Source organism: Mesorhizobium sp. WSM4983, assembly GCF_029625765.1.
Lineage (GTDB): Bacteria > Pseudomonadota > Alphaproteobacteria > Rhizobiales > Rhizobiaceae > Mesorhizobium.
This window is the reverse complement of the sequence record NZ_JARTVM010000007.1, coordinates 1-21,411: the sequence shown is the minus strand read 5'-3', so window position 1 is coordinate 21,411 and position 21,411 is coordinate 1. Positions and strand designations below refer to the sequence as shown.

The 21,411-nt window shown below is 64.3% G+C and carries 20 protein-coding genes; 10 read left to right on the top strand and 10 right to left on the bottom strand.

Annotated features, from left to right (window positions below; all coding sequences use genetic code 11):
* Nucleotides 1-2 precede the first annotated feature (2 nt).
* The 5 genes from fdhD to P9254_RS19280 all read left to right on the top strand — a co-directional run bounded on the left by fdhD (nt 3) and on the right by P9254_RS19280 (nt 3,752).
* Nucleotides 3-833 carry a formate dehydrogenase accessory sulfurtransferase FdhD gene (fdhD, locus tag P9254_RS19300; RefSeq protein WP_278057234.1) on the top strand — a complete coding sequence of 277 codons (831 nt, stop codon included), beginning with the start codon at nt 3-5 and terminating at the stop codon, nt 831-833.
* Nucleotides 823-1,137, top strand: coding sequence for a formate dehydrogenase subunit delta (locus P9254_RS19295; protein ID WP_095777573.1), 315 nt, complete (start codon nt 823-825; stop codon nt 1,135-1,137). The genes fdhD and P9254_RS19295 overlap by 11 nt, the downstream gene beginning before the upstream one ends.
* 122 nt (nt 1,138-1,259) lie before the next feature.
* Nucleotides 1,260-2,813 (top strand): alpha/beta fold hydrolase, encoded by a 1,554-nt coding sequence (locus P9254_RS19290; protein WP_278057233.1) that lies wholly within the window; start codon nt 1,260-1,262, stop codon nt 2,811-2,813.
* 225 nt (nt 2,814-3,038) lie between these two features.
* Nucleotides 3,039-3,395: a nuclear transport factor 2 family protein gene (locus tag P9254_RS19285; RefSeq protein ID WP_095824411.1), complete on the top strand. Its 357-nt coding sequence runs from the start codon at nt 3,039-3,041 to the stop codon at nt 3,393-3,395.
* Nucleotides 3,396-3,437: 42 nt separating this feature from the next.
* Complete coding sequence (locus P9254_RS19280) at nt 3,438-3,752, top strand: hypothetical protein (RefSeq protein WP_095777575.1); 315 nt, start codon at nt 3,438-3,440, stop codon at nt 3,750-3,752.
* A gap of 45 nt (nt 3,753-3,797) precedes the next feature.
* Here the strand turns inward: P9254_RS19280 and P9254_RS19275 are convergent, their stop codons facing one another.
* The 7 genes from P9254_RS19275 to P9254_RS19245 all read right to left on the bottom strand — a co-directional run bounded on the left by P9254_RS19275 (nt 3,798) and on the right by P9254_RS19245 (nt 11,693).
* Entirely contained in the window at nt 3,798-5,225 is a 1,428-nt protein-coding gene (locus P9254_RS19275; protein ID WP_095824284.1) for a gamma-aminobutyraldehyde dehydrogenase, read from the bottom strand.
* Nucleotides 5,226-5,343: 118 nt separating this feature from the next.
* A complete protein-coding gene (locus tag P9254_RS19270; RefSeq protein WP_067003601.1) occupies nt 5,344-6,159 on the bottom strand; it encodes an ABC transporter permease in 816 nt (271 codons plus the stop codon).
* Nucleotides 6,149-7,114 carry an ABC transporter permease gene (locus P9254_RS19265; RefSeq protein ID WP_095824285.1) on the bottom strand — a complete coding sequence of 322 codons (966 nt, stop codon included), beginning with the start codon at nt 7,112-7,114 and terminating at the stop codon, nt 6,149-6,151. The genes P9254_RS19270 and P9254_RS19265 overlap by 11 nt, the downstream gene beginning before the upstream one ends.
* A 223-nt stretch (nt 7,115-7,337) precedes the next feature.
* A complete protein-coding gene (locus tag P9254_RS19260) occupies nt 7,338-8,336 on the bottom strand; it encodes an ABC transporter ATP-binding protein (protein ID WP_095824287.1) in 999 nt (332 codons plus the stop codon).
* A 190-nt stretch (nt 8,337-8,526) separates the two neighbouring features.
* Entirely contained in the window at nt 8,527-9,681 is a 1,155-nt protein-coding gene (locus P9254_RS19255; protein ID WP_095777615.1) for an ABC transporter substrate-binding protein, read from the bottom strand.
* A 281-nt stretch (nt 9,682-9,962) separates the two neighbouring features.
* Nucleotides 9,963-10,874: a LysR substrate-binding domain-containing protein gene (locus P9254_RS19250; protein ID WP_067003593.1), complete on the bottom strand. Its 912-nt coding sequence runs from the start codon at nt 10,872-10,874 to the stop codon at nt 9,963-9,965.
* A gap of 54 nt (nt 10,875-10,928) precedes the next feature.
* On the bottom strand, nt 10,929-11,693 hold the full coding sequence (locus tag P9254_RS19245) for a DeoR/GlpR family DNA-binding transcription regulator (protein WP_095799264.1): 765 nt from the start codon (nt 11,691-11,693) through the stop codon (nt 10,929-10,931).
* Between the two features lie 4 nt (nt 11,694-11,697).
* Between P9254_RS19245 and P9254_RS19240 the strand changes: the two genes are divergently transcribed.
* The 3 genes from P9254_RS19240 to P9254_RS19230 all read left to right on the top strand — a co-directional run bounded on the left by P9254_RS19240 (nt 11,698) and on the right by P9254_RS19230 (nt 15,440).
* Nucleotides 11,698-11,886: a hypothetical protein gene (locus P9254_RS19240; protein ID WP_127214944.1), complete on the top strand. Its 189-nt coding sequence runs from the start codon at nt 11,698-11,700 to the stop codon at nt 11,884-11,886.
* Between the two features lie 207 nt (nt 11,887-12,093).
* Nucleotides 12,094-12,990, top strand: a complete 897-nt coding sequence (locus P9254_RS19235) for a phosphotransferase family protein (RefSeq protein ID WP_095824288.1) — start codon at nt 12,094-12,096, stop codon at nt 12,988-12,990.
* Complete coding sequence (locus P9254_RS19230; protein ID WP_278057232.1) at nt 12,987-15,440, top strand: GcvT family protein; 2,454 nt, start codon at nt 12,987-12,989, stop codon at nt 15,438-15,440. The genes P9254_RS19235 and P9254_RS19230 overlap by 4 nt, the downstream gene beginning before the upstream one ends.
* Nucleotides 15,441-15,453: 13 nt before the next feature.
* Here the strand turns inward: P9254_RS19230 and P9254_RS19225 are convergent, their stop codons facing one another.
* The gene (locus P9254_RS19225) at nt 15,454-16,086 is read right to left on the bottom strand and encodes a class I SAM-dependent DNA methyltransferase (protein ID WP_278057231.1); all 633 of its coding nucleotides are present in this window, start codon (nt 16,084-16,086) and stop codon (nt 15,454-15,456) included.
* Nucleotides 16,087-16,181: 95 nt separating this feature from the next.
* Here P9254_RS19225 and P9254_RS19220 point away from each other — a divergent pair, with 95 nt between their 5' ends.
* On the top strand, nt 16,182-17,084 hold the full coding sequence (locus tag P9254_RS19220; RefSeq protein WP_278057299.1) for a phosphotransferase family protein: 903 nt from the start codon (nt 16,182-16,184) through the stop codon (nt 17,082-17,084).
* 15 nt (nt 17,085-17,099) lie between these two features.
* On the opposite strand, the gene P9254_RS19215 is transcribed toward P9254_RS19220, so the two are convergent.
* Nucleotides 17,100-18,023, bottom strand: a complete 924-nt coding sequence (locus P9254_RS19215) for a DMT family transporter (RefSeq protein WP_067003583.1) — start codon at nt 18,021-18,023, stop codon at nt 17,100-17,102.
* Between the two features lie 83 nt (nt 18,024-18,106).
* Entirely contained in the window at nt 18,107-19,387 is a 1,281-nt protein-coding gene (locus tag P9254_RS19210) for an amidohydrolase family protein (protein ID WP_127323940.1), read from the bottom strand.
* A gap of 167 nt (nt 19,388-19,554) precedes the next feature.
* Here P9254_RS19210 and P9254_RS19205 point away from each other — a divergent pair, with 167 nt between their 5' ends.
* On the top strand, nt 19,555-21,309 hold the full coding sequence (locus P9254_RS19205; protein WP_095828078.1) for an ABC transporter ATP-binding protein: 1,755 nt from the start codon (nt 19,555-19,557) through the stop codon (nt 21,307-21,309).
* The last annotated feature ends 102 nt before the right edge of the window (nt 21,310-21,411 follow it).

The following is a 21,411-nucleotide window of genomic DNA, read 5'->3' as shown; positions in this document are numbered from 1 at the left end:
TCTTGGCCGCGCGCCGCAAAGCCACGACGCAAATCTCGCGGCTGGCGCGTCGTGCCGGTGGCACGGCGGCTGCGAACCGCATGGTGCCGGAGGAGACGCCAGTCGCGTTCTCTTATGCCGGCACCAGCCATGCGGTGATGATGGCGAGCCCGGCCGATTTCGAGGATTTCGCGCTCGGCTTCTCGCTGACCGAAGGCATCGTTGCCGACCCGGCAGAGATCGAGGCGATCGAAGTCGAGGATCTCGGCGCCGGCATCGACATCCAGATCAAGCTGAAGGACCGGGCCAACACGCGCTTCCAGGCGCGACGGCGCCGGCTTGCCGGGCCGGTCGGCTGCGGCCTGTGCGGCATCGAATCAATCGAGGAAGCGATGCGGTCGGTCAACGCGGTCGGTTCGTCGAAGCTTACGCTCGACGCCGAAGACGTCACGCGTTCGGTCAAGCTGCTGTCGAAGCAGCAGCCGCTGCACACCGAGACCGGGGCGGTGCATGCTGCCGGCTTCTACGTTCCCGGCAAAGGTATCGTGATGGCGCGCGAGGATGTCGGCCGCCACAATGCGCTGGACAAGCTCGCCGGCGCGCTGGCCAAAGCCGGCATCGACGGCGCGAGCGGCGCCGTCGTGGTCACCTCGCGCGTGTCGGTGGAGATGGTGCAGAAAACCGCCGCCATCGGTGCCCCGATCATCATGGCGGTTTCGGCGCCGACCGCGCTTGCCATCCGCACCGCCGAGTCCGCCGGGATGACGCTGGTGGCGCTGGTGCGCGGCGACGAATTCGATATTTTCACCCACCCCGACCGGGTGGCTTGCGGAGTTGCCAAGCATGTCGCATGACGAAGACCACATCGCCAGCACCAAGGAAAAGCTGGTGCGCATGGCCAATCAGATCGCCACTTTCTTCCATTCGAAGCCGCACGAGGAAGGCATTGCCGGCGTTGCCGAGCACATCAACAAATTCTGGGAGCCCAGGATGCGGCGGCAGTTCTTCGAGCTGCTGGACGGCGACCCGGAAGATTTCGACGAGTTGGTGATCGCCGCCTCCGCCAAGATCAAGCGTCCGCTGACGGCGGAGCAAGCCGACAAGAGCCTCGGTTACAGCAAGCCTGCGGAGGCTGAGGGCGCCATTCCGCACAAGTAGGGCCTCCGGGCCGCATCGGCGCAAGGTCTTATATTTCCGCTCTCTAAAGTTTCGCTGCCGCAAGCCGGCTGCCTCTGCTATGGTTGACGACAGGAGATCGTCTGGCCGGGCGGGGTAGTTGCGTGAGGCCGATCGAGACCAGATATGCCCGTAGCGGGGATGTGCGGATCGCCTATCAGGTGGTCGGCCAAGGCTCGTTCGATCTCGTCTTCGTCCCCGGCTTCATCTCCAATCTCGACCTCCAATGGGAAGACGAGGGTTACAGCCGCCTGCTGAAGCGGCTTTCGGCTTTCTCACGGCTGATTCTGTTCGACAAACGCGGCACCGGGCTTTCGGACCGAGTGGACAACCGTCATCTGCCCGGCCTGGAAACCCGCATGGATGACGTGCGCGCGGTGATGGACGCCACCGGCAGCGGCCGCGCGGCGATTCTCGGCGCTTCGGAAGGCGCACCGATGGCGATGCTGTTTGCCGCGACCTATCCGGAGCGGACGCGAGCACTCGTGCTCTATGGCGGTTATGCGCATTTCCACAAATGGGTAATGCCGCCGGAGCGCCTGGAAGCCTTCATCGAGGTTGCCGAGACTTGCTGGGGCACCGGCGCGACCTTGCCCAATTTCGCGCCAGGCCGCGTGGATGACACGCATTTTGCCCGGTGGTGGGCACGGTTCGAACGGCAGTCGGCCGGCCCGACGGCCGCGGCAGCCCTTGCCCGCATGAATGCAGACATCGACGTGCGCGGCATTCTGTCCGCGATCAGCGCGCCGACGCTGCTGATCCATCGCCGCAATGACGCGCGCGTCGATCCGGAGGCCAGCCGCTTCCTTGCCAAGAAGATTCGCGGCGCCCGGCTTGTTGAGATATCCGGCCGCGACCATCCGATCTGGACCGGGGACGTCGACCGGGTGGCCGACCTGATCGAGGAGTGCCTGACCGGCCAGCCGGCGGTGGCCGACACCGAGCGGGTGCTTGCCGCGCTGCTGGCGACGCGCATCTTCGACACCGCCAAGCTGGGCGACCGCATGTGGAGCGAGCGCAGCCAGCGCTTCCAGGAAGCATGGCGGCTGCTGGTGGGCCGCCATGGTGGGCGGATTGCCGGCACGCATGGCGAATTGATGATCTCTCGTTTCGACGGGCCGGCGCGCGCCATACGCTGCGCAGCGGCGCTGCGCGATGCGGCGCAGCAGATTGGCGTGGCAAGTGGGCAAGGCGTGCATGTCGGCGAGATCGAAATGCGCGGCCAGCCGGTCGGCCTCACGGCGCGGGTGACCATTCAGCTCGCCACCCATGCCGGACCCGGCGACATCCTCGCTTCGCGGTTGGTCGCCGAACTGGCGATAGGCTCCGGCCTGCGTTTCATCGACGCCGGACGTGTCAGTCTCGACGAGCTGAGCGAGCCGCTGCCGGTGGTCCAGGCCACGTCTGAACAACATCTGGAACCGGCCTGCCGCCCCAAGCCCAGGGCCCTGCAGCCAGCAACACTGACGGCCCGGGAAAGCGAGGTGGTGAACCTGATTGCCGACGGCATGAGCAATGCGGCGATCGCCGCCGAGCTGAGGCTCAGCGAGCATACGGTCAAGCGGCACGTCGCCAACATATTGCTCAAGCTGGACCTGCCGTCGCGCGCTGCTGCGGCCGCCTTCTCGGCAAGGCACACTGGCCCGGACGGGCCATGAGTGCCATGGCGCTTTCGGGCGAAGCGAAAGGGGTGTCTCTAGGACTATGAATTCGTCCCATGCAGGCCAAGCGCCGGGTGGACTCGTCACCTTCAAGAAGCAGGCCGACGACCTGTTCGCGGCCGCCACGGCCAATTCGCAATGAGAAATTCCCGGCCCGGCAGTAATTGTCGGGGAGCGCTTCGCACATCTACCGCCCAAGACGATGGGCACATGGAGGATAAAATGCTGACCAAGACAGTGGACGGCGCGGCGATCAAGAAAGCGATCGAGGCCCGTGACGGCAAGATGCTGGCAAGCTTCTACAATGACGATGCGCTGATGCGGGTGATCGACCGCAACAACCCGCCGAGCAAGCCGCGCGAAATCCGCGGCCGCGCGGCGATCAGCACCTTCTGGGACGACATCTGCAGCCGGGCGATGACCCACAAGGTCGACGCCACGATCGCCGAGGGCGACAATCTCGCCTTCACCCAGGCCTGCGCCTATCCGGACGGCACCAAGGTGTTCTGCGCCGCGATGCTCGAATTGAAGAACGGCCGCATCGCGCGGCAGACGGTCGTGCAGGCCTGGGACGAGTAGCTCAAGAACGGATTCATCTGCAAGACAGGGAGGAGAACCAAGATGTTCAGCGCCAGATGGCAGATCGATGCCAAGTTCGGTCACAAGCAGACCGCGCTCGAGCTGATGCGGAAATGGGAGCGCGAGATCGGCTCGCAGGTTGGGCTCGCCGACCTGAAATTCCAGCTCATGACCGGTTCAGTCGGCGCACGCGAAGCGACGATCGAGACCCACCACCAGGTCGAGAGCCTGGCCCAGTTGGAGGAGTTCTTCGCCAAGATCGCCAAGATCGACGCGCACGCCAAATGGGGCAAGGAGCTGGAGCCCTATGTGGTGTCGGGCACCAGCCTGTGGAACATCTACCGCATCGTCGAGTAGCGGCCTGCGTGGCCGACCTCGCCCGTTGTGGGAGAGGTAGAGGGCTTACCCGTGCGCCACCATCACATGGCGGACGGCGGTGTAGTCCTCCAGCGCGTAGAGCGACATGTCCTTGCCGTAACCGGACTGCTTCAGGCCGCCATGCGGCATCTCGTTGGTGAGCATGAAGTGGGTGTTGATCCAGGTGCAGCCATATTGCAGCCGGGCCGCGGTCGTCATGGCGCGCGAGACGTCCCTGGTCCACACCGACGATGCCAGGCCGTAGTCGCTGTCATTCGCCCACTTCACCGCCTCGTCGACCTCCGAGAAGCGGGTGACCGAGACGACCGGGCCGAACACCTCGCGGCGCACGATCTCGTCTTCCTGCAACGCTCCGGCGACGACCGTCGGCTGGTAGTAGAAGCCGGAGCCCTCGCCCGGCTTGCCGCCGGTGGTGATCTCGATGTGCTTCAATTCCGAAGCGCGCTCGACGAAGCTCGACACGCGGTCGCGCTGGCGGCGCGAGATCAGCGGCCCGATCTCGTTCTCGGTGTCGTCGGGCAGATTGTATTTGATGGTCGACGCCGCCGAGGAGAGATCGGCGACGAGCTTGTCGTAGATCTTCTTGCCGGCATAGATGCGGCAGGCGGCGGTGCAGTCCTGGCCGGCATTGTAGTAGCCGAAGGCGCGCAGACCGTTGACCACCGCGCCGAGATCGGCGTCGTCGAAGACGACGACCGGCGCCTTGCCGCCGAGCTCGAGATGGGTTCGCTTGACCGACTTGGCGGCCGCCTGCAGCACTTTCTTGCCGGTGGCGACGTCGCCGGTGATCGAGATCATGTTGACCTTGGGATGATTGATCAGCGTGTTGCCGACGCTGTCGCCGCGGCCGAGGACGACATTGACGACGCCCTCGGGCAGGATTTCCGACAGGATCCTCGCCAGCTTCAGCGCCGTCAGCGGCGTCTGCTCCGATGGCTTGAAGACGACGGTGTTGCCGCCGCCGATCGCCGGCGCCAGCTTCCAGGCCATCATCATCAGCGGATAGTTCCAGGGCGCGATGGAGGCGACAATGCCGATCGGATCGCGCCGCACCATCGAGGTGTGGCCGGGCAGATACTCGCCCGCGACCTGGCCTGGCATCGAGCGCACCGCGCCGGCGAAGAAGCGGTAGCAATCGACGATCGCCGGGATCTCGTCATTGAGCACGGCGTTGATCGGCTTGCCGCAATTCAGCGCCTCGAGCGCGGCGAACTCATTCGCTTCTGCCTCGATGCGATCGGCGATCTTCAGCAGATAGGTCGAGCGCTGCGCCGGCGTGGTGCGCGACCAATTGACGAACGCTTTTTCGGCGGCACTGACAGCCGCCTCGATCTGCGCCGGACTTGCTTCCGGCAGGTTGAGGATGGTCGCGCCGGTCTTCGGATTGAGGATCGGCTCCTCGATTTCGGTGCCCTTGTCGAATTTCGAGCCGATCAGCATCTGGGTGTCCATGGGGGTTTCTCCCTTCGCAGTAGCGAGTAGCGAGTTGCGTGCAGCGAGTTGCGAATGGCGGGCAGGGTTCGCGATCGATTTTCCCTATTCGCTATTGGCTAATCCCTATTCGCTGTTTTCATTTGCCCGAGCCGGCGATCTGGTCGCCGTCGCGGGTCAGGTAATAGGCAAAGAGGATCGGCAGCAGCGTCACCAGCACGACGACCATGGCGACGACATTGGTGACCGGACGCTGCCGCGGTCTGATCAGCTCCTCCAGCATCCAGATCGGCACAGTCTGCTGCTGGCCGGCGGTGAAGGTGGTGACGATGACCTCGTCGAAGGACAGCGCAAAGGCCAACATGCCGCCGGCAAGCAGCGCGGTTGCAATGTTGGGCAGCACGACATGCCTAAACGTCTGAAAACCGTCGGCGCCGAGATCCATCGAGGCCTCGATCATCGAGCCTGAGGTGCGGCGAAAACGGGCGACGGCATTGTTGTAGACGACGACCACGCAGAAAGTGGCGTGGCCGAGCACGATCGTCCAGAACGAGAACGGGATGTCGGCGAGCGCAAAAGCCGAGCGCAGCGCGATGCCGGTGATGATGCCGGGCAGCGCGATCGGCAGGATGACGAGCAATGAAATCGCCTCGCGGCCGAAGAAGCGCGTGCGCGAAACCGCAGCGGCGCAGAGCGTGCCAAGAACCAGCGCGATCGCGGTCGAAATGGCAGCGACGCGGATCGACAGCGACAGCGCCTCCCAGACATCCGGCCTGTTCCAGGTGACGGCGAACCATTGCGTGGTCAAACCCGGTGGCGGCCACACAAAACTCTTCTCTTCGGTGGTGAAGGCATAGACGAAGATCAAAAGGATCGGCAGATGCAGGAAGAGCAGGCCGCAGGCGGCGGCGATCTTCAGCCCGAGCGGAGCGGATTGGCCGCGATCAGAGCGCATCGAAAGCTCCCATGCGCTTGGCGCCCCACAGATAGAAGCCCATGAAGACGATGGGCACCACGGTGAAGGCGGCGGCTAAAGGAATGTTGCCGGCGGTGCCTTGCTGCGAATAGACGGCCTGGCCGATGAACAGGCGCGAGGTGCCGATGATCTGCGGGATGATGTAGTCGCCCAATGTCAGCGAGAAGGTGAAGATCGAGCCGGCGACGATGCCCGGCAGCGCCAGCGGGAAGAGCACGTTACGAAAGGTCTGGCCGGGCGAGGCGCCGAGATCGGACGAGGCCTCGACGAGGTTGCCGGGGACGCGTTCCAGCGCCGCCTGCACAGGCAGGATCATGAACGGCAGCCAGACATAGACGAAGACGATGAAGGTGCCGGTGAAGGAGACCGACAGCGAGTTGCCGCCAACGATCGGCAACGACAGCCAGGCCTCGAGCAGCCATAGCAGGCCGAGCTTGCCTAACAGCCAAGTGAGAATGCCTTCCTTGGCGAGGATCAGTTTCCAGGCGTAGATCTTGACCAGATAGCTCGACCAGAGCGGCAGCATGACGCCGAGATAGAACAGCGCCTTCCAGCGGCCGCGCGCATAGCGCGCCGCGTAATAGGCGATGGGGAACGCGATGACCGCGGAGGCGAGCGTCACGAGCGCCGCCATCGTCACCGTGCGCAGGATGATGTCGAGATTGGCGGCCTGGAACAGGTCGCCATAGGTCTTCAGCGTGAACTCGCGGTTGATCAGGCCGGAGAACTCGTCGATCGAGAAAAAGCTCTGCAAAAGCAGCGCGAAAAGCGAGCCTATATAGACGATGCCCAGCCACAGAAGCGGCGGCAGCAGCATGAGCAGCAAGAGAAGTATCGGCCGGCGCCAAAAGAGGTCGGAGAGCGCCCCGCGCATGCCGCCGTTGCCGGGCAGGATGGCGGGCACGGGCTTGGATTGAACAGCGGCGATTGTCATCGCGCCGCACCGACGATCAGATCAACGGCGGCAAGGCCGAGATCCTTCACACCCCCCTCTGGCCTGCCGGCCATCTCCCCCGCAAGGCGGGAGATCAGCAGCTCGTCTGCCCCGCCAGTTCTGCAACGCCGAAGATTGGCGAAGCGAGTGGCGACAGCCAATCTCCCCCCTTGCGCGGGAGATGTCCGGCAGGACAGAGGAGGGTGCTTTGCACAAACCTCAATCATGCCGGCTCGTCCATCAGATGCAGGTGCTCGCGATTGAAGGTGAGCATCACCGCCTCGCCTTCGGCAGGGAGCGCGGTCCCCGCCGGCACCATGGCATGCAGCCTCAGCCCATCGGCATCCAGCGCCAGCCTTGTGGTGGCGCCGAGATAGTTGGTCCCGACCAGACGCGCGGCAACGCCATCGCCGCTCGTGGCGCCCGATACGCGGATGGATTCAGGCCTGAGGCTGCCCCAGCGATGCTGGCCGGAATAGCGCTGCACGAAATCCGGCGGCAGCACGTTGGACGAGCCGACGAAATCGGCGACGAAACGCGTCCTCGGCCGCTGGTAAATGTCCTCCGGCGTGCCGACTTGCATGATTCTGCCGTCGTTGAAGACGGCAACACGGTCGGCCATGGAAAGGGCTTCGCCCTGGTCGTGAGTGACGAAGACGAAGGTGATGCCGAGCACCTTCTGCAGCGACTTCAGCTCTTCCTGCATGTTCTCGCGCAGCTTGAGGTCGAGCGCGCCGAGCGGCTCGTCGAGCAGCAGCACTTTGGGCTGGTTGACGAGCGCCCGGGCAAGCGCGACGCGCTGGCGTTGGCCGCCGGAGAGTTGGCCGGGGCGCCGGGCCCCATAGCCCGGCAGGCGCACCAGCGAGAGCGCCTCTTCCGCCGCCTTCAGCCGTTCGACCCTGCCGACGCCCTTGACCATCAGCCCGTAAGCGACGTTGTCGAGCACGTTCAGATGCGGGAACAGCGCGTAGTCCTGGAAAACGGTGTTGACGTTGCGGCGATAGGGCGGAACGCCTTCGGCCCGCTCGCCGAAGATGGAGATCGAGCCGGCCGTCGGCTGCTCGAAGCCGGCGATCAGTCTGAGGCAGGTCGTCTTGCCGGAACCGGACGGCCCGAGCATGGCGAAGAACTCGCCCGGCGCGATGTCGAGATCGACCGCATCGACGGCGCGCACGCTGCCGAAATGGCGCGAGACTTGTTTAAAGGAAACGGCGGAGGTCATGATCTGTCCTGAAGGTTCAGGCTCTCAAATTCGGGCGTCTGTGCTGCCCCTCGTCCGCCTGCCGGCACCTTCTCCGCGTGAAAGACGGGGAGAAGGGACAAACTCCAGCGCTGGCGCCCCCCTCTCCCCGTTCTTCACGGGGAGAGGGTAAGGGTGAGGGGCAGCGCCAACTTCTAAAGGCTAGGCGAACTCACCGCCCGCCGATGACGCCGATATAGTCCGACACCCAGCGGTAATAGGGCACGCATTTGTCATTCTGGCTGGCGCATTTCGATATCGGCGTCTTCCAGAACTTGATCTTCTCGAAATTGTCGTAACCGTTGGTCTTGCAGCCCTCGTCGCCCAGCAGTTCATTGCCCTTGCAGGCGGCGGGCACGACCGGCAGAGAGCCGAACCAGGACGACACATCGCCCTGGACCTTGGGCGAGAGCGAGTGCTCGAGCCACATATAGGCGCAGTTCGGATGGGCGGCGTCGGCTTCCATCATGGTGGTGTCGGCCCAGCCGGTGACGCCCTCCTCCGGCACGGTCGAGGCGACCGGCTTCTTGGCGGCGACCAGCGTGTTCACCTGATACGGCCACGAGCCGGAGGCGACGACGCCTTCGTTCTGGAAATCGTCGACCTGGATTGCGGCGTCATGCCAGTAGCGGCCGACCAGGGTGCGCTGGGTGCGCAGCAGATCGAGCGCCGCCTTGTACTGGTCTTCGCTGAGCTCGTAAGGGTCCTTGATGCCCAATTCCGGCTTGTGGAACATCAGGTAGTTGGCGGCATCGGCAATGTGGATCGGGCCGTCATAGGCCTGGACACGCCCCTTGTTCGACTTGCCGTCGGGCAGCTTCATCTCCTCGAAAACGACGTTCCAGCTCTTGGGCGCTTCCTTGAAGACGGTGGTGTTGTACATCAGGATGTTCGGGCCCCACTGGTAGGGCACGCCGTAATGCACCTTGTCGACGGTGAACCAGGGCGCGTCCTTGAGACGGTCGTCGACCGTCTTCCAGCTCTTGATGAGGTCGGTGTTGATCGGCTGCACGCGCTTGCCGGCGACGAGACGCAGGGAAGCATCACCAGAAGCCGTCACCAGGTCGAAGCCGCCCTCGTTCATCAGCGAGACCATCTCGTCCGACGTATTGGCGGTCTTGACGTTGACCTTGCAGCCGGTCTCCTTCTCGAAGGCGGTCACCCAGTCGTAGTTCTTGTCGGTCTCGCCCCGCTCGATATAGCCCGGCCAGGCGACGATATTCAGCTCGCCCTCGCCCTTGCCGACTTCCTTGACCTGGGCGATCGCCTGACCCGAGAAGGTCAGCGCAACCGTCAACGCCGTGCATGACTTCAGGAATGCATTCATCATCGATCTCCCATTTTGGCGCATGACCCCGAAACCGATCCGGTTTTCAACAAGGATCACACGCAAACCTGAACGCCAGAGTTCCCATCACCCCGGCAGCCGCGCTCCCGAGCGGCTTTGTTCCCTGAGCGAAAAGTGCTGTGAAAATTCCGGTTTCGCAAATCCATTTATCAGAAAGCCGATATCGGATTTTCCGATACTCTTTCCGACGCCATTTCGGACGGAAGGTTGCGGCGAAGTCGCCGAGCCCAACCGTTCACACTTTGCTGGAATCGCTCTGATCAGAGCCGCTGCCGGACCATGCGCTGCGACTGGGCAAGTCCGATAAAGTCGCGGGCGGCCTGCGGCAGGCTGGAACCGCGGCGCCAAACCATGCCGACCTGGACGACCGGAAGCGAGCCGGAGATATCGCGGGATTCGATGCGGTCGCCTTCCAGCGACCAGGGACGATAGACGAGATCTGGCAGCAGCGCCACGCCGGCGCCGGTGGCGACGAGGCTGCGCACGGCCTCGACGGAGCGGGTGCGGAAGGCGACATGCGGTCTCGCACCGAGCGCCGACAGCAGCTTGCCGGTGTTCTCCTCGATCTCGTCGACGGTCAGCATGATCAGCGGTTCGGAAGCGATGTCGCCGATCGAGATAATGTCGGCGCTGGCGAGCTTGTGGCTGAGCGGCAGCCAGAGCCGATAGGCCGAGACTTCGAGGATTTCCGACTGCAGCGCGGTGCGATCGCGCAAATTCGACGTGACCATGACGGCGATGTCGAGCTTGCCGCCGACCAGCAGATGCTCGAGATAGTCGCCATTGTCCTCGATCGCCGAGACTTCGACGCTCGGATAGGCGCGGCGGTAGCGAGCCAGCAGATCGGAGAGCACGTAGCCGGCGACGAGCGAGGTGACGCCGAGCTGCAGCCGCCCGCCCGCTGTGAGTTGATCGCCGAGGAAAGCGCGGCGCGCATCGGAAACGTCGGCCAGGATTTTCGTCGCGTGGCGCAGGAACTGGTGGCCCTTATGGGTGATGTTGAGGCCGCGCGGGTGGCGGTCGAACAGCTCGACGCCGAGATCGCTTTCCAGCTCCTTGATCGCCTCGGTGACCGAGGATTGCGAGATGGAGAGGTTCTGCGCGGCGCCCGAGACCGTGCCTTGCTCGGCGACGGCGACGAAGAACTGGAGCTGGCGGATGGTGAAGGCCATGACCCGACTAAACACCGGCGCGGCCGGGAAGGAAAGCCGTTGGCGGCTCCGGCGCTAGGCCGTCGCAATGCTGAGACGCGCGCCGGCCTGGCTGAGCGCGGCGGCGATGTCGCGCGGCGGCGGCTGGTCGGTGGCGAGCTCGGAGAAACCGTCGAAGCCGCAGACCTGAACCAGGCCCTGCCGGCCGAACTTGGTATGGTCGGTGACGACCAGCGTGCGTTGCCCGCGCGACAACACCATGCGGGCGAATTCCGCCTCCTCCAGCTCGTAGTCGGTCAGGCCGGCGACGGCGTCGACCGCGCCGATGGAGATCACCGCGTGGCTGACCGAGAAGCGGCTTACGAATTCGATCGCCGCGACTCCGAGGGCCGCGCCTGAATCGCTGCGCAGCTCGCCGCCGGCCATATAGACCTTGTTGCCGTTCACCGTCGCCAGCGTACGGGCGATGTCGGACGAATTGGTGACCACCGTCAGGCGGCGATGGCCGAGCAGTTCGCGCGCCAGGAAGGACGTGGTGGTGCCGGTGTCGAGCATGATCGACTCGCCGTCGCGGATGGTGGCCGCGACCATGCGGGCAATCAGACGCTTTGCTTCGGCATTCTCGCGCATGCGGCGCTCGAACGGCGCCTCGCCTGTCATAGAGCGCAGGCTGACGGCGCCATGCATCTTGAGCAATGCTCCGTCATCCGTCAGCGGTTTCACGTCGCGCCTGACCGTCTCCAGCGACACGCCCAGGCGCTCGGCCAGGCTGGCGATGGTGATCGTGCCCTCCTCACCGAGGAGCCGCAGGATCTCGCCGTGCCGTTTCGAGTGGATCATGTGGATGTCCGGGATTTTGACCGATTCTACGGCATTCCTAACGCTTTTAAAGGAATTGCTCATATTTTCGGGCAAAACACCCAAAAAAGGTCACAGCTTTTTATTGACAGCAACATCACGCTGGCGTGAGATTGTTGTCGTGACAGGCTCGGAACTGCCACAGGAGGGTGATGGCAGAGCCGCAATCGACTGACCAGATTTTCTGGAACGTGCCTGACGCGAGCTTTTTTCGAATCCGCGGGGGCGGATGCCGGGATCCTAAGCCTGGCCAAGGGGCTCGTCGGTGTGGTGAGGGATATCAGTCCCGGCATCCCGCACCGACGAGGCCTTTCTTTTTTCTCTCATGGCTTTGCGAGAGACCGGCGCTTTGTCGTAAGCCGGCCGAAGCAGGACCGAACCCGTGAGCGCCGCCGTAACCACCGAAGACCGCATCCGCGCTCTGCCCTGCTGGAGCGGCGGCATCGAGATCGAGCCGCTGCCGGGCGGCCTCAGCAACGCCAACTATGTCGTTACCGACGCCGCCGGCCGGCACGTGGTGCGCTTCGGCCAGGACTTCCCGTTCCACCATGTCTTTCGCGAGCGCGAGGTGATGACGGCGCGCGCGGCGCATGCGGCCGGCTTCGCGCCGGCCGTGCACTACGCCGAGCCCGGAATTCTGGTGACCCAGTTTCTCGGCGCCAGGACCTTCCTTGCCGAGGATGTGCGCGCCGATCTCGGCCGCGTGGCGGCGCTGCTGCGGCGCTTTCACCGCGAGATGCCGAACCACGTCTCCGGCGCCGGTTTCATGTTCTGGGTCTTTCATGTCATCCGCGACTATGCGCGCACGCTCGAGGAAGGTGGCAGCCGCAAGAAGGACGAGCTGCCGCGCTATCTCGCTTTAGCCGACGAGCTCGAACGGGCGCAGAAGCTTTTGCCGATCGTCTTCGGCCACAATGATCTTTTGCCGGCCAACATCCTCGACGACGGCAAGCGGCTGTGGCTGATCGATTTCGAATATGCCGGCTTCAACACGGCCATGTTCGACCTGGCCGGGGCCGCCTCGAATGCGGGCATGAGCGACGAGGAATCCTTCGCCTTCCTGACCGCCTATTTCATGAAGGAACCGGACAGCGAGATCCGCCGCTCGCACGCGGCCATGCAATGCGCCTCGCTGCTGCGCGAGGCAATGTGGAGCATGGTCTCCGAGATTTATCTCGACGCGCCCGGCATCGATTACGTCGCCTATACCGAAGAGAACCTGGTGCGGCTCGACGCTGCACTGGAAAACTACCGGACGAGATACGGGACAAGATCATGACTTTGCCCAGCCATGCCGGGATCGTGGTCATCGGCGGCGGCATCATCGGCTGCTCGACCGCCTATCATTTGGCGCGCGACCACAAGGCCGACGTGGTGCTGCTGGAGCAAGGCAAGCTGACCTCGGGCTCGACCTGGCACGCGGCCGGACTGGTCGGGCAGCTGCGCTCGTCGGCCTCGATAACCCGCGTGCTCAAATATTCCGTCGAGCTCTATAAGGGGCTCGAGGCCGAAACGGGACTGGCGACCGGCTGGAAAATGACCGGGTGCCTCAGGCTCGCCACCAACGCCGATCGCTGGACCGAGTTCAAGCGATTGGCGACGACGGCAAAAAGCTTCGGCATGGACATGCAGCTGCTGTCGCCCGCCGAGGTGAAGCGCATGTGGCCGCTGATGGAAACCGGCGACCTCGTCGGCGCCTCCTGGCTGCCGACCGACGGTCAGGCCAGCCCCTCCGATATCACGCAATCGCTCGCCAAGGGCGCGCGCATGCATGGCGCAAAACTGTTCGAGGACGCGCGCGTCACCGGATTCGAGATGGCGGGCGGACGCATCACCGCGGTGAAGACCGAAAAGGGCGACATTGCCTGCGACAGAGTGGTGAACTGCGCTGGGCAATGGGCAAGGCAGGTCGGCGCGATGGCCGGCATCAACGTGCCGCTGCAGCCGGTCAAGCACCAGTACATCATCACCGAGAAGATCGAAGGGCTGGCCAACGACGCGCCGACAATCCGCGACCCCGACCGCCGCACCTATTTCAAGGAAGAGGTCGGCGGGCTGGTGATGGGCGGCTATGAGCCGAACCCGCAGGCCTGGACGACTGAGCTCCCCGGGGGCGACGTGCCCAACGACTGGGAGTTCCGCCTGTTCGATGATGATTACGACCACTTCGAGCAGCATATGGCGCAGGCGATCGAGCGGGTGCCGGCGCTGGCCAATGTCGGCGTGAAGCAAATGATCAACGGGCCGGAGAGCTTTACCCCGGACGGCAATTTCATCCTTGGTGTCGCGCCCGAATGCGCCAACATGTTCGTCGGCGCCGGCTTCAACGCCTTCGGCATCGCGTCCGGCGGCGGCGCCGGCTGGGTGCTGGCGCAATGGGTGGTCGACGGCGAGGCGCCGCTCGACCTCTGGGTGGTCGACATCAGGCGTTTTTCCAACCTGCACCGCGACCGGCAATGGGTCTGCGACCGCACGCTCGAGGCCTATGGCAAGCACTACACCATTGGCTTCCCGCATGAGGAATATCTCTCGGGCCGGCCGCGCATCGTCTCGCCGCTCTATGAGCGGCTGAGAGAGCACCGCGCCGTGTTCGGCTCGAAGCTCGGCTGGGAGCGGCCGAACTGGTTCGCGCCCGACGGCGTAGAGCCGGAAGACGTCTATTCAATGGGCCGGCAGAACTGGTTCGAGGCGGTCGGCGAGGAACATCGGCATGTGCGCGAGAAAGTCGGCATCTTCGACCAATCCTCCTTTGCCAAATATGAGATGACCGGGGCCGATGCGCTGAGGGCGCTCGACTGGATCTGCGCCAACGACATCAACAAGCCGGTCGGCCGGCTGACCTATACGCAGCTTCTCAACACGCGCGGCGGCATCGAAGCAGACCTCACGGTGGCACGGCTCGGCGAGGACAGGTTCTACATCGTCACCGGCACCGGTTTCCGCACGCATGATTTTTCGTGGATCGGCGACCATCTCGGCCAGGGACTCGACGCGGCGCTCAAAGACGTAACCGAGGATTTCGGCACGCTGTCGCTGATGGGGCCACGTGCCCGCGACGTGCTGTCGGCGGTAACGGGTGCGGATGTCTCCAACGCCGCCTTCCCCTTCGGCCACGCGCGCGAGATCGACATCGCCGGCCACACCGTGCGGGCGCTGCGGGTGACCTATGTCGGCGAGCTCGGCTGGGAGTTGCATGTGCCGATCGCCGCGACGGGCGAGATTTTTGATGCCCTCATGGCAGCCGGGAAACAGCATGGCATCCGCCCGGTCGGCTACCGGGCGCTGGAATCGCTGCGGCTGGAAAAGGGCTATCGCGCCTGGGGGGCGGACATCACGCCGAACGACGCGCCGCAGGAAGCGGGCCTCGGCTGGGCGGTGAAGCTCAGGAAGAACAACGACTTCATCGGGCGGCGGGCGCTGGAGAAAGCGGCCGGCCAGCCGCTGGCAAAACGTTTTGCCGGCTTCACGGTCGACGATCCGGACGTCGTCCTGGCCGGACGCGAGACGATCCTGCGCAACGGCCAACCGGTCGGCTATCTCACCAGCGGCGGCTATGGCTATACGGTGGAGAAGAACATCGGCTATGGCTATGTGCGCAACGCCGATGGCGTCAGCGACGACTTCCTCGCCTCCGGCGCCTATGAACTGGTGGTGGCGATGGAGCGCACGCCGGCAAAGATCCATCTCGAGCCGATGTACGATCCGGCCGGAGAAAAGATAAAGGCTTAAGCGAGGAAAGCGGTCAGCCGACGCGCAGCACGAGACCCCTGCTTGGCACCGCATCGGCCTCGCCGGGCATCGAGGCGTAAGGCGGTGTCTCTTCAAGCCGGGTTATGACGCCCTCCGCTTCGAGCGCGGCGATGCGATCGGCAAAGCCGGCCTGCCAGAGCGTGTTCTTGATCGTCAGCACGATGAAGCCGCCTGGACGGCAGATGCGGATCAGCTCGTCCAGCCCCTCGACGCCGACATGGCCGGAGGTGAAGACGCCGGCCGAGACGATGCCTGCATAGGCGCCGTCCGCGAAAGGCAAGGCGCCGCCCAGCGCCAGACGATGCAGCGCCGTGTAGACGCCCTTGGCGCCGGCCTTGTCCAGCATGCCTTGCGAGATGTCGAGCGCCTCGACACGTGGATAGCCTGTGATGGCGAGCCATTCGCCGAGCAGCCCGGTGCCGGCGCCGGCGTCGAGCACGGGTTCCGCGCCGCGCGGCAGATGGCGGGCAAGCAGAGCCAGGCAGATGGTCGGATGGCGATAGCCGGCCGCCGACATATCGGCGTCGTAAGTTTCGGCCCAGCTATCGTAGATTGCGGCCACTTCGTCCGGCCGTGTTGCGGCATAGGCCGCGCTTAGCGCGCTGTTGTGCTTGCCGTCCGCCATTGCCGCTCCCGCCGCCGATTCGTGTCGGCCATGGTAGCCAAGCGGCAAAAACTGTGGAACCGTTCCGCCATAAACATGGCGTGATGGTTAAGGGGGTGACGATGGAAGAGGCGCGCGCGGCGCTGGCCGCCATTCCGGCGCTTGCCAGGTATAAGGGTCCGCTGGAGCGGCTGGGCGGCCTTACCAACCGTGTCTACAAGGCCGGCGAGGTCTGCCTGCGCATTCCCGGCAAGGGCACGGAGGAATATATCAACCGCGCCAACGAGGCGGTGGCGGCGCGCGAGGCGGCCAAGGCCGGCGTCAGCCCGGAGGTGCTTTTTGCCGACCCCGCATCCGGCTTGATGGCAACGCGCTTCGTCGCCGACGCCGAGACCATGTCGCCGGAAAAGTTCAAGGCCAGGCAGGGAAGTCCGGCGCGCGCGGGCGCAGCCTTCCGAAAGCTGCATTCGTCCGGCGCGGTCTTCCCCTTCCGCTTCGAGCTGTTTGCGATGATCGACGACTATCTGAAAGTGCTGTCGACCAAGGATGTGGTCCTGCCGCCCGGCTACCACGACGTGGTGCGCGAGGCGGGCAGCGTGCGCGAAGCATTGGTCACGCACCCGATCCAGCTTGCTGCCTGCCACTGCGATCCGCTCTGCGAAAACTTTCTCGATACCGGGGAGCGGATGTGGATCGTCGACTGGGAGTACTCCGGCATGAACGATCCGTTGTGGGATCTCGGCGACCTCTCGGTCGAAGGCAAGTTCGACGCCGGCCAGGACGAAGAGCTGATGCGCGCCTATTTCGGCGGCGAAGCAAGGCCGGCCGAGCGCGGCCGCGTCGTCATTTACAAGGCCATGTGCGACCTGCTCTGGACGCTGTGGGGGCTGATCCAGCTCGCCAACAACAACCCGGTCGACGATTTCCGCGCCTATGCGGACGGACGCTTCGCCCGCTGCAAGGCGCTGATGGAGACGCCCGAGTTTTCACGCCACCTCGCTGCTGTGCGAGAGGGGTGAGCGCAGGCCTGGATCCTAGTTGACGCCTTTCGGCACGTTCTCGGGCGGTACGACGGTTTCCACCACCTTCTGGCGATGGAAGATGAAGATGCCGGCGAGCACAACGATGGCCGAGCCGGCGAGTATCCGCGGGCTCGGCACATCGCCGAAGAAGACCAGGCCGAAGACAATGGCCCACAGGAGCAGGCTGTAATGCAGCGGCGCCAGCGTTGACGCCGGCGCCAGCTTCAGCGCGCGGGTGATCATCAGATGGGCGGCGCAGGAGACGATGCCGAGCAAAAGCATGGCGCCGAAATCGAGCGCCGACGGCGTACGCCAGGCGCCGATGGTCAGAACGCCGCCGACAATCAACGTGCCGATGGTCTGCCAGGTGACCAGCGTCGTGTCACTCGTTCCGCGCAAACGCCGGCCGAGAATGATGGCGAAGCCGAAGGCAATGCTGCCGATCAGCGCATAGGCCGATGACAGCGAAAACGCGGCCGACGATGGCTTCAGGATGATCAGCACACCGCAGAAGCCGACCAGGATCGCCAGCCAGCGCCGCCAGCCGACCTTCTCGCCGAGCAGGAGATGCGAGAGCGCGGCGACATAGATCGGTCCGGCCATGTAGAAGCTCATCACGTCGGCGAGCGGCAGATAGACGACCGCGGCATAGAACAGCCCGGTATCGAGCGTGGTCGCCGCGACGCGCAGGACCTGCAGCACCGGCCTTTCCACCTGAAAAAGCTTGCCTGCGCCCTGGTTGGCGATCATCGGCCCAAGCACCAAGAAGGCGCCGATGGAGCGAACCAACACCACCTGACCGACCGAGAAGGAAGCGACCAGCCATTTGCCCATCGCGTCGTTGAGCGCGAACATGAAGTCGCCGGCCAGCATCAAGAGAATGCCGGCGAGCAGGACATTCTTGATCGTAAGATTGCGGGCGAGGAACTGGGCCATGCCCGGCTCCCTACTCGCAATCTGTCGCTTTGAGGAGGGAAATTCGGACGATCCGTAAGACCAGCGGCGGAAATCGGCTGGCGCTACGCGGATTTGTGCCTGCGGTTGACGTTCTCCGGCCGACCGGCGATCGACAGCCGCGTCTCCTGCCTGGTCCGTTCGGCCACCACCTTGCCCCTGGCGATGACACAGAGGCGCTCAGGGCGCAGGCGGACGGCCTCGATCGGATTGCCGGCGTCGAGCACGACAAGGCTCGCCCGCTTGCCGACGGTCAGACCCAGATGATCAAGCCCCATGATGGCGGCGTTGACGTTGGTGACCATGTCGAAGCAGCGCGCCATGTCGGCCGGGCTCGACATCTGCGCGACATGCAGGCCCATGAAGGCCACGTCGAGCATGTCCGCCGTGCCCAGCGAATACCACGGGTCGAGCACGCAGTCCTGGCCCCAGCCGACGCGGATGCCGAGCGCCAGCATCTCCTTCACCCGGGTGAGGCCACGCCGCTTGGGGAAAGTATCGTGGCGCCCCTGCAGCATGATGTTGATCAGCGGATTGGGGATCGCCGAGACGCCGGCCTCGGCGATCAGCGGCAACAGCTTCGAGACGTAGTAATTGTCCATGGAATGCATCGAGGTGAGGTGCGAGCCCGCCACCCTGCCCTGCAAGCCGAGGCGCTGCGTTTCATAGGCAAGCTGCTCGATGTGGCGCGAAAGCGGGTCGTCTGTCTCGTCGCAATGCATGTCGACCATCAGGCCGCGCTTCGCCGCGATCTCGCAGAGCTCCGTCACCGAGCGCGTGCCATCGGCCATGCTGCGCTCGAAATGCGGGATGCCGCCGACGATGTCGACGCCCATATCCAGCGCCCGGATTGTGTTTTCGCGGGCCGTCGGCGAGCGATAAAACCCGTCCTGCGGAAAGGCGACAAGCTGCAGGTCGAGATAGGGCGCGACCGTTTTCTTCACGTCCAGCAGAGCTTCCACGGCAAGCAGCCGGTCGTCGCAGACATCGACATGGGTGCGGATGGCAAGCAGGCCCATCGACACCGCCCAGTCGCAATAGGCGAGCGCGCGGTCGCGCACCGCCTCATGCGTCAGGAGCGGCTTCAACTCGCCCCAGAGCGCAATGCCTTCGAGCAGCGTGCCCGAAGCGTTGATGCGCGGAATGCCATAGGAGAGCGTGGCGTCCATATGGAAATGCGGATCGACGAAGGGCGGCGAGACGAGATTGCCGCGCGCATCGACCTCGCTCCGAGCTGCGCCTTGCAACTGAGGCTCGATCGCGGCGATGGTTTCGCCAGCGATGCCGATATCGGCGATCCTGCCGTCCGGCAGCGTGCCGCCGCGCACGATGAGGTCGAAATCCATGTCGTCATCCCTTTGGTACAAATCAGCGTTATCGTGATCGGACAGGCGGCCCGCCGCAGCCGTTTCTTCCCTGCCGGCGTTTCCTCCGGCGCCAACTCGCTCTATAAGCCGCCTCTCGCCCCCGTGGCGAATCCGAAATTTGATAAGCCAGACACAGGATCGGCCGTTTGTTTCGCTTCTTCCGCTCGACGGAGAACCAGCGCCTTGTCGCAAGGCTGGTACGAGAATCTTTCCGGGAGCATAAATTCGGCTATGGCGCGGCCATTGTGTCGATGCTGGTGGTGGCCGCCATGACGGGGGCAAGCGCATGGATCCTGAAGGAGATCACCAACGAATTCGTGGTCTACAAGAGAGCGGATCGCGTCAACCTGATCGCGGCCGCGGTCGCCGCTATCTTCGTCCTCAAGGGCCTGGCGACCTTCGTTCAGGCCTATTTCATGAGCCGGGTCGGCAATGCCATCATCGCCGATAGGCAGCGAAAGATCTATGACCGGATCCTGGCGCAAGGCATCGAATTCTACCATTCGACCTCGTCGTCCGACCTGATCACCCGCATGACCAACAACGCCCAAGCCGCGCGCAGCGTGCTCGACCTCGTCGTCACGTCCTATGTGCGCGATCTGGTGACGTTGATCGTGCTGGTCGCAGTGATGGTCTGGGAGCAGCCGGCGCTGTCGCTGATCTGCTTCGTCGTCGGACCGGTGGCGATCTACGGCGTCAACAGCATTCTCAAGCGCGTGCGTCAGATCGCCAAGATGGAATTCCGCTCGCTCGGCCAGATCGTGCATGTGATGCAGGAAACGGCAATCGGCGTGCGCGTCGTCAAATCCTTCAATCTCGAAGGCGCGATGCGCAAGCGCATGTACAAGGCCGTGTCGGACGTCCAGAACCGCGCCAACAACATCGCGACGCTCGAGGCAGCCACCAGCCCGGTGATGGAAACGCTTGCCGGTCTGGCGATTGCCGGCGCAGTCTTCATCAGCGGCTTCCTGGTGCTGCAGGGCGGCCAGATGCCGGGCAACATCATGGCCTTTATCGGGGCGCTGCTGCTCGCTTATGAGCCGGCAAAGCGGCTGGCGCGCGTGCGCATCTCGCTGGAGACCGGCATCGTCGGCGTGCGCATGATGTTCCAGCTTGCCGACCGGCCGCTGACGCTGGCCGAAAAGCCCGGCGCCAAGCCGCTGCAGCCGGGCCCGGGCGAAATCCGCTTCGACAATGTCAGCTTCGCTTATCCCGAGAGCCCGCCGGTTTTCGAACAGCTCAACCTGACCCTGGCGGCCGGCAAGATGACGGCGCTGGTCGGACCTTCCGGCGGCGGCAAGTCAACGATCCTCAACCTGATCATGCGCATGTACGACCCGCAAAGCGGCAAGGTCATGTTCGACGGCCAGGACATCTCCTTCGCCACGCTCGATTCACTCAGGCAGAAGATTGCCTATGTCAGCCAGGACACGTTCCTGTTCGCCGGCACCATCATGCACAACATACGTCTCGGGCGACAGGACGCGACCGACGAGGAGGTGATCGCCGCGGCCAAGGCCGCCAACGCGCATCACTTCATCAGCGCCATGGCCAAGGGCTACGAAACGGAGGTGGGCGAGAACGGCTCGTTGCTGTCCGGCGGCCAGCGCCAGCGCATCTCGATCGCGCGCGCCATGCTGCGCAATGCCGAGATCCTGCTGCTCGACGAGGCGACCAGCGCGCTGGACGCCGAGTCGGAAGCGCTGTTCCGCGACGCGCTGCAGCAACTCACAGTCGGGCGCACGACCATCGTCATCGCGCATCGGCTGTCAACGGTGCATCAGGCCGACACGATCGTGGTGCTGGAAAACGGCAAGGTGCTGGAAAGCGGCCCGCACAAGTCCCTGCTCAAACAGGGCGGACTCTATCAGAAGCTTTATGAATATCAGCTGATGCCGTGACGCCGGCGCTTACCCTCCCCGTTGTGGGCAGGGCTATCGCATATGAGTAAAGAGTTCATAGAAGAAGTCTTTGCTCCAGTTGGCCCTGCGCATCTTGCTGGC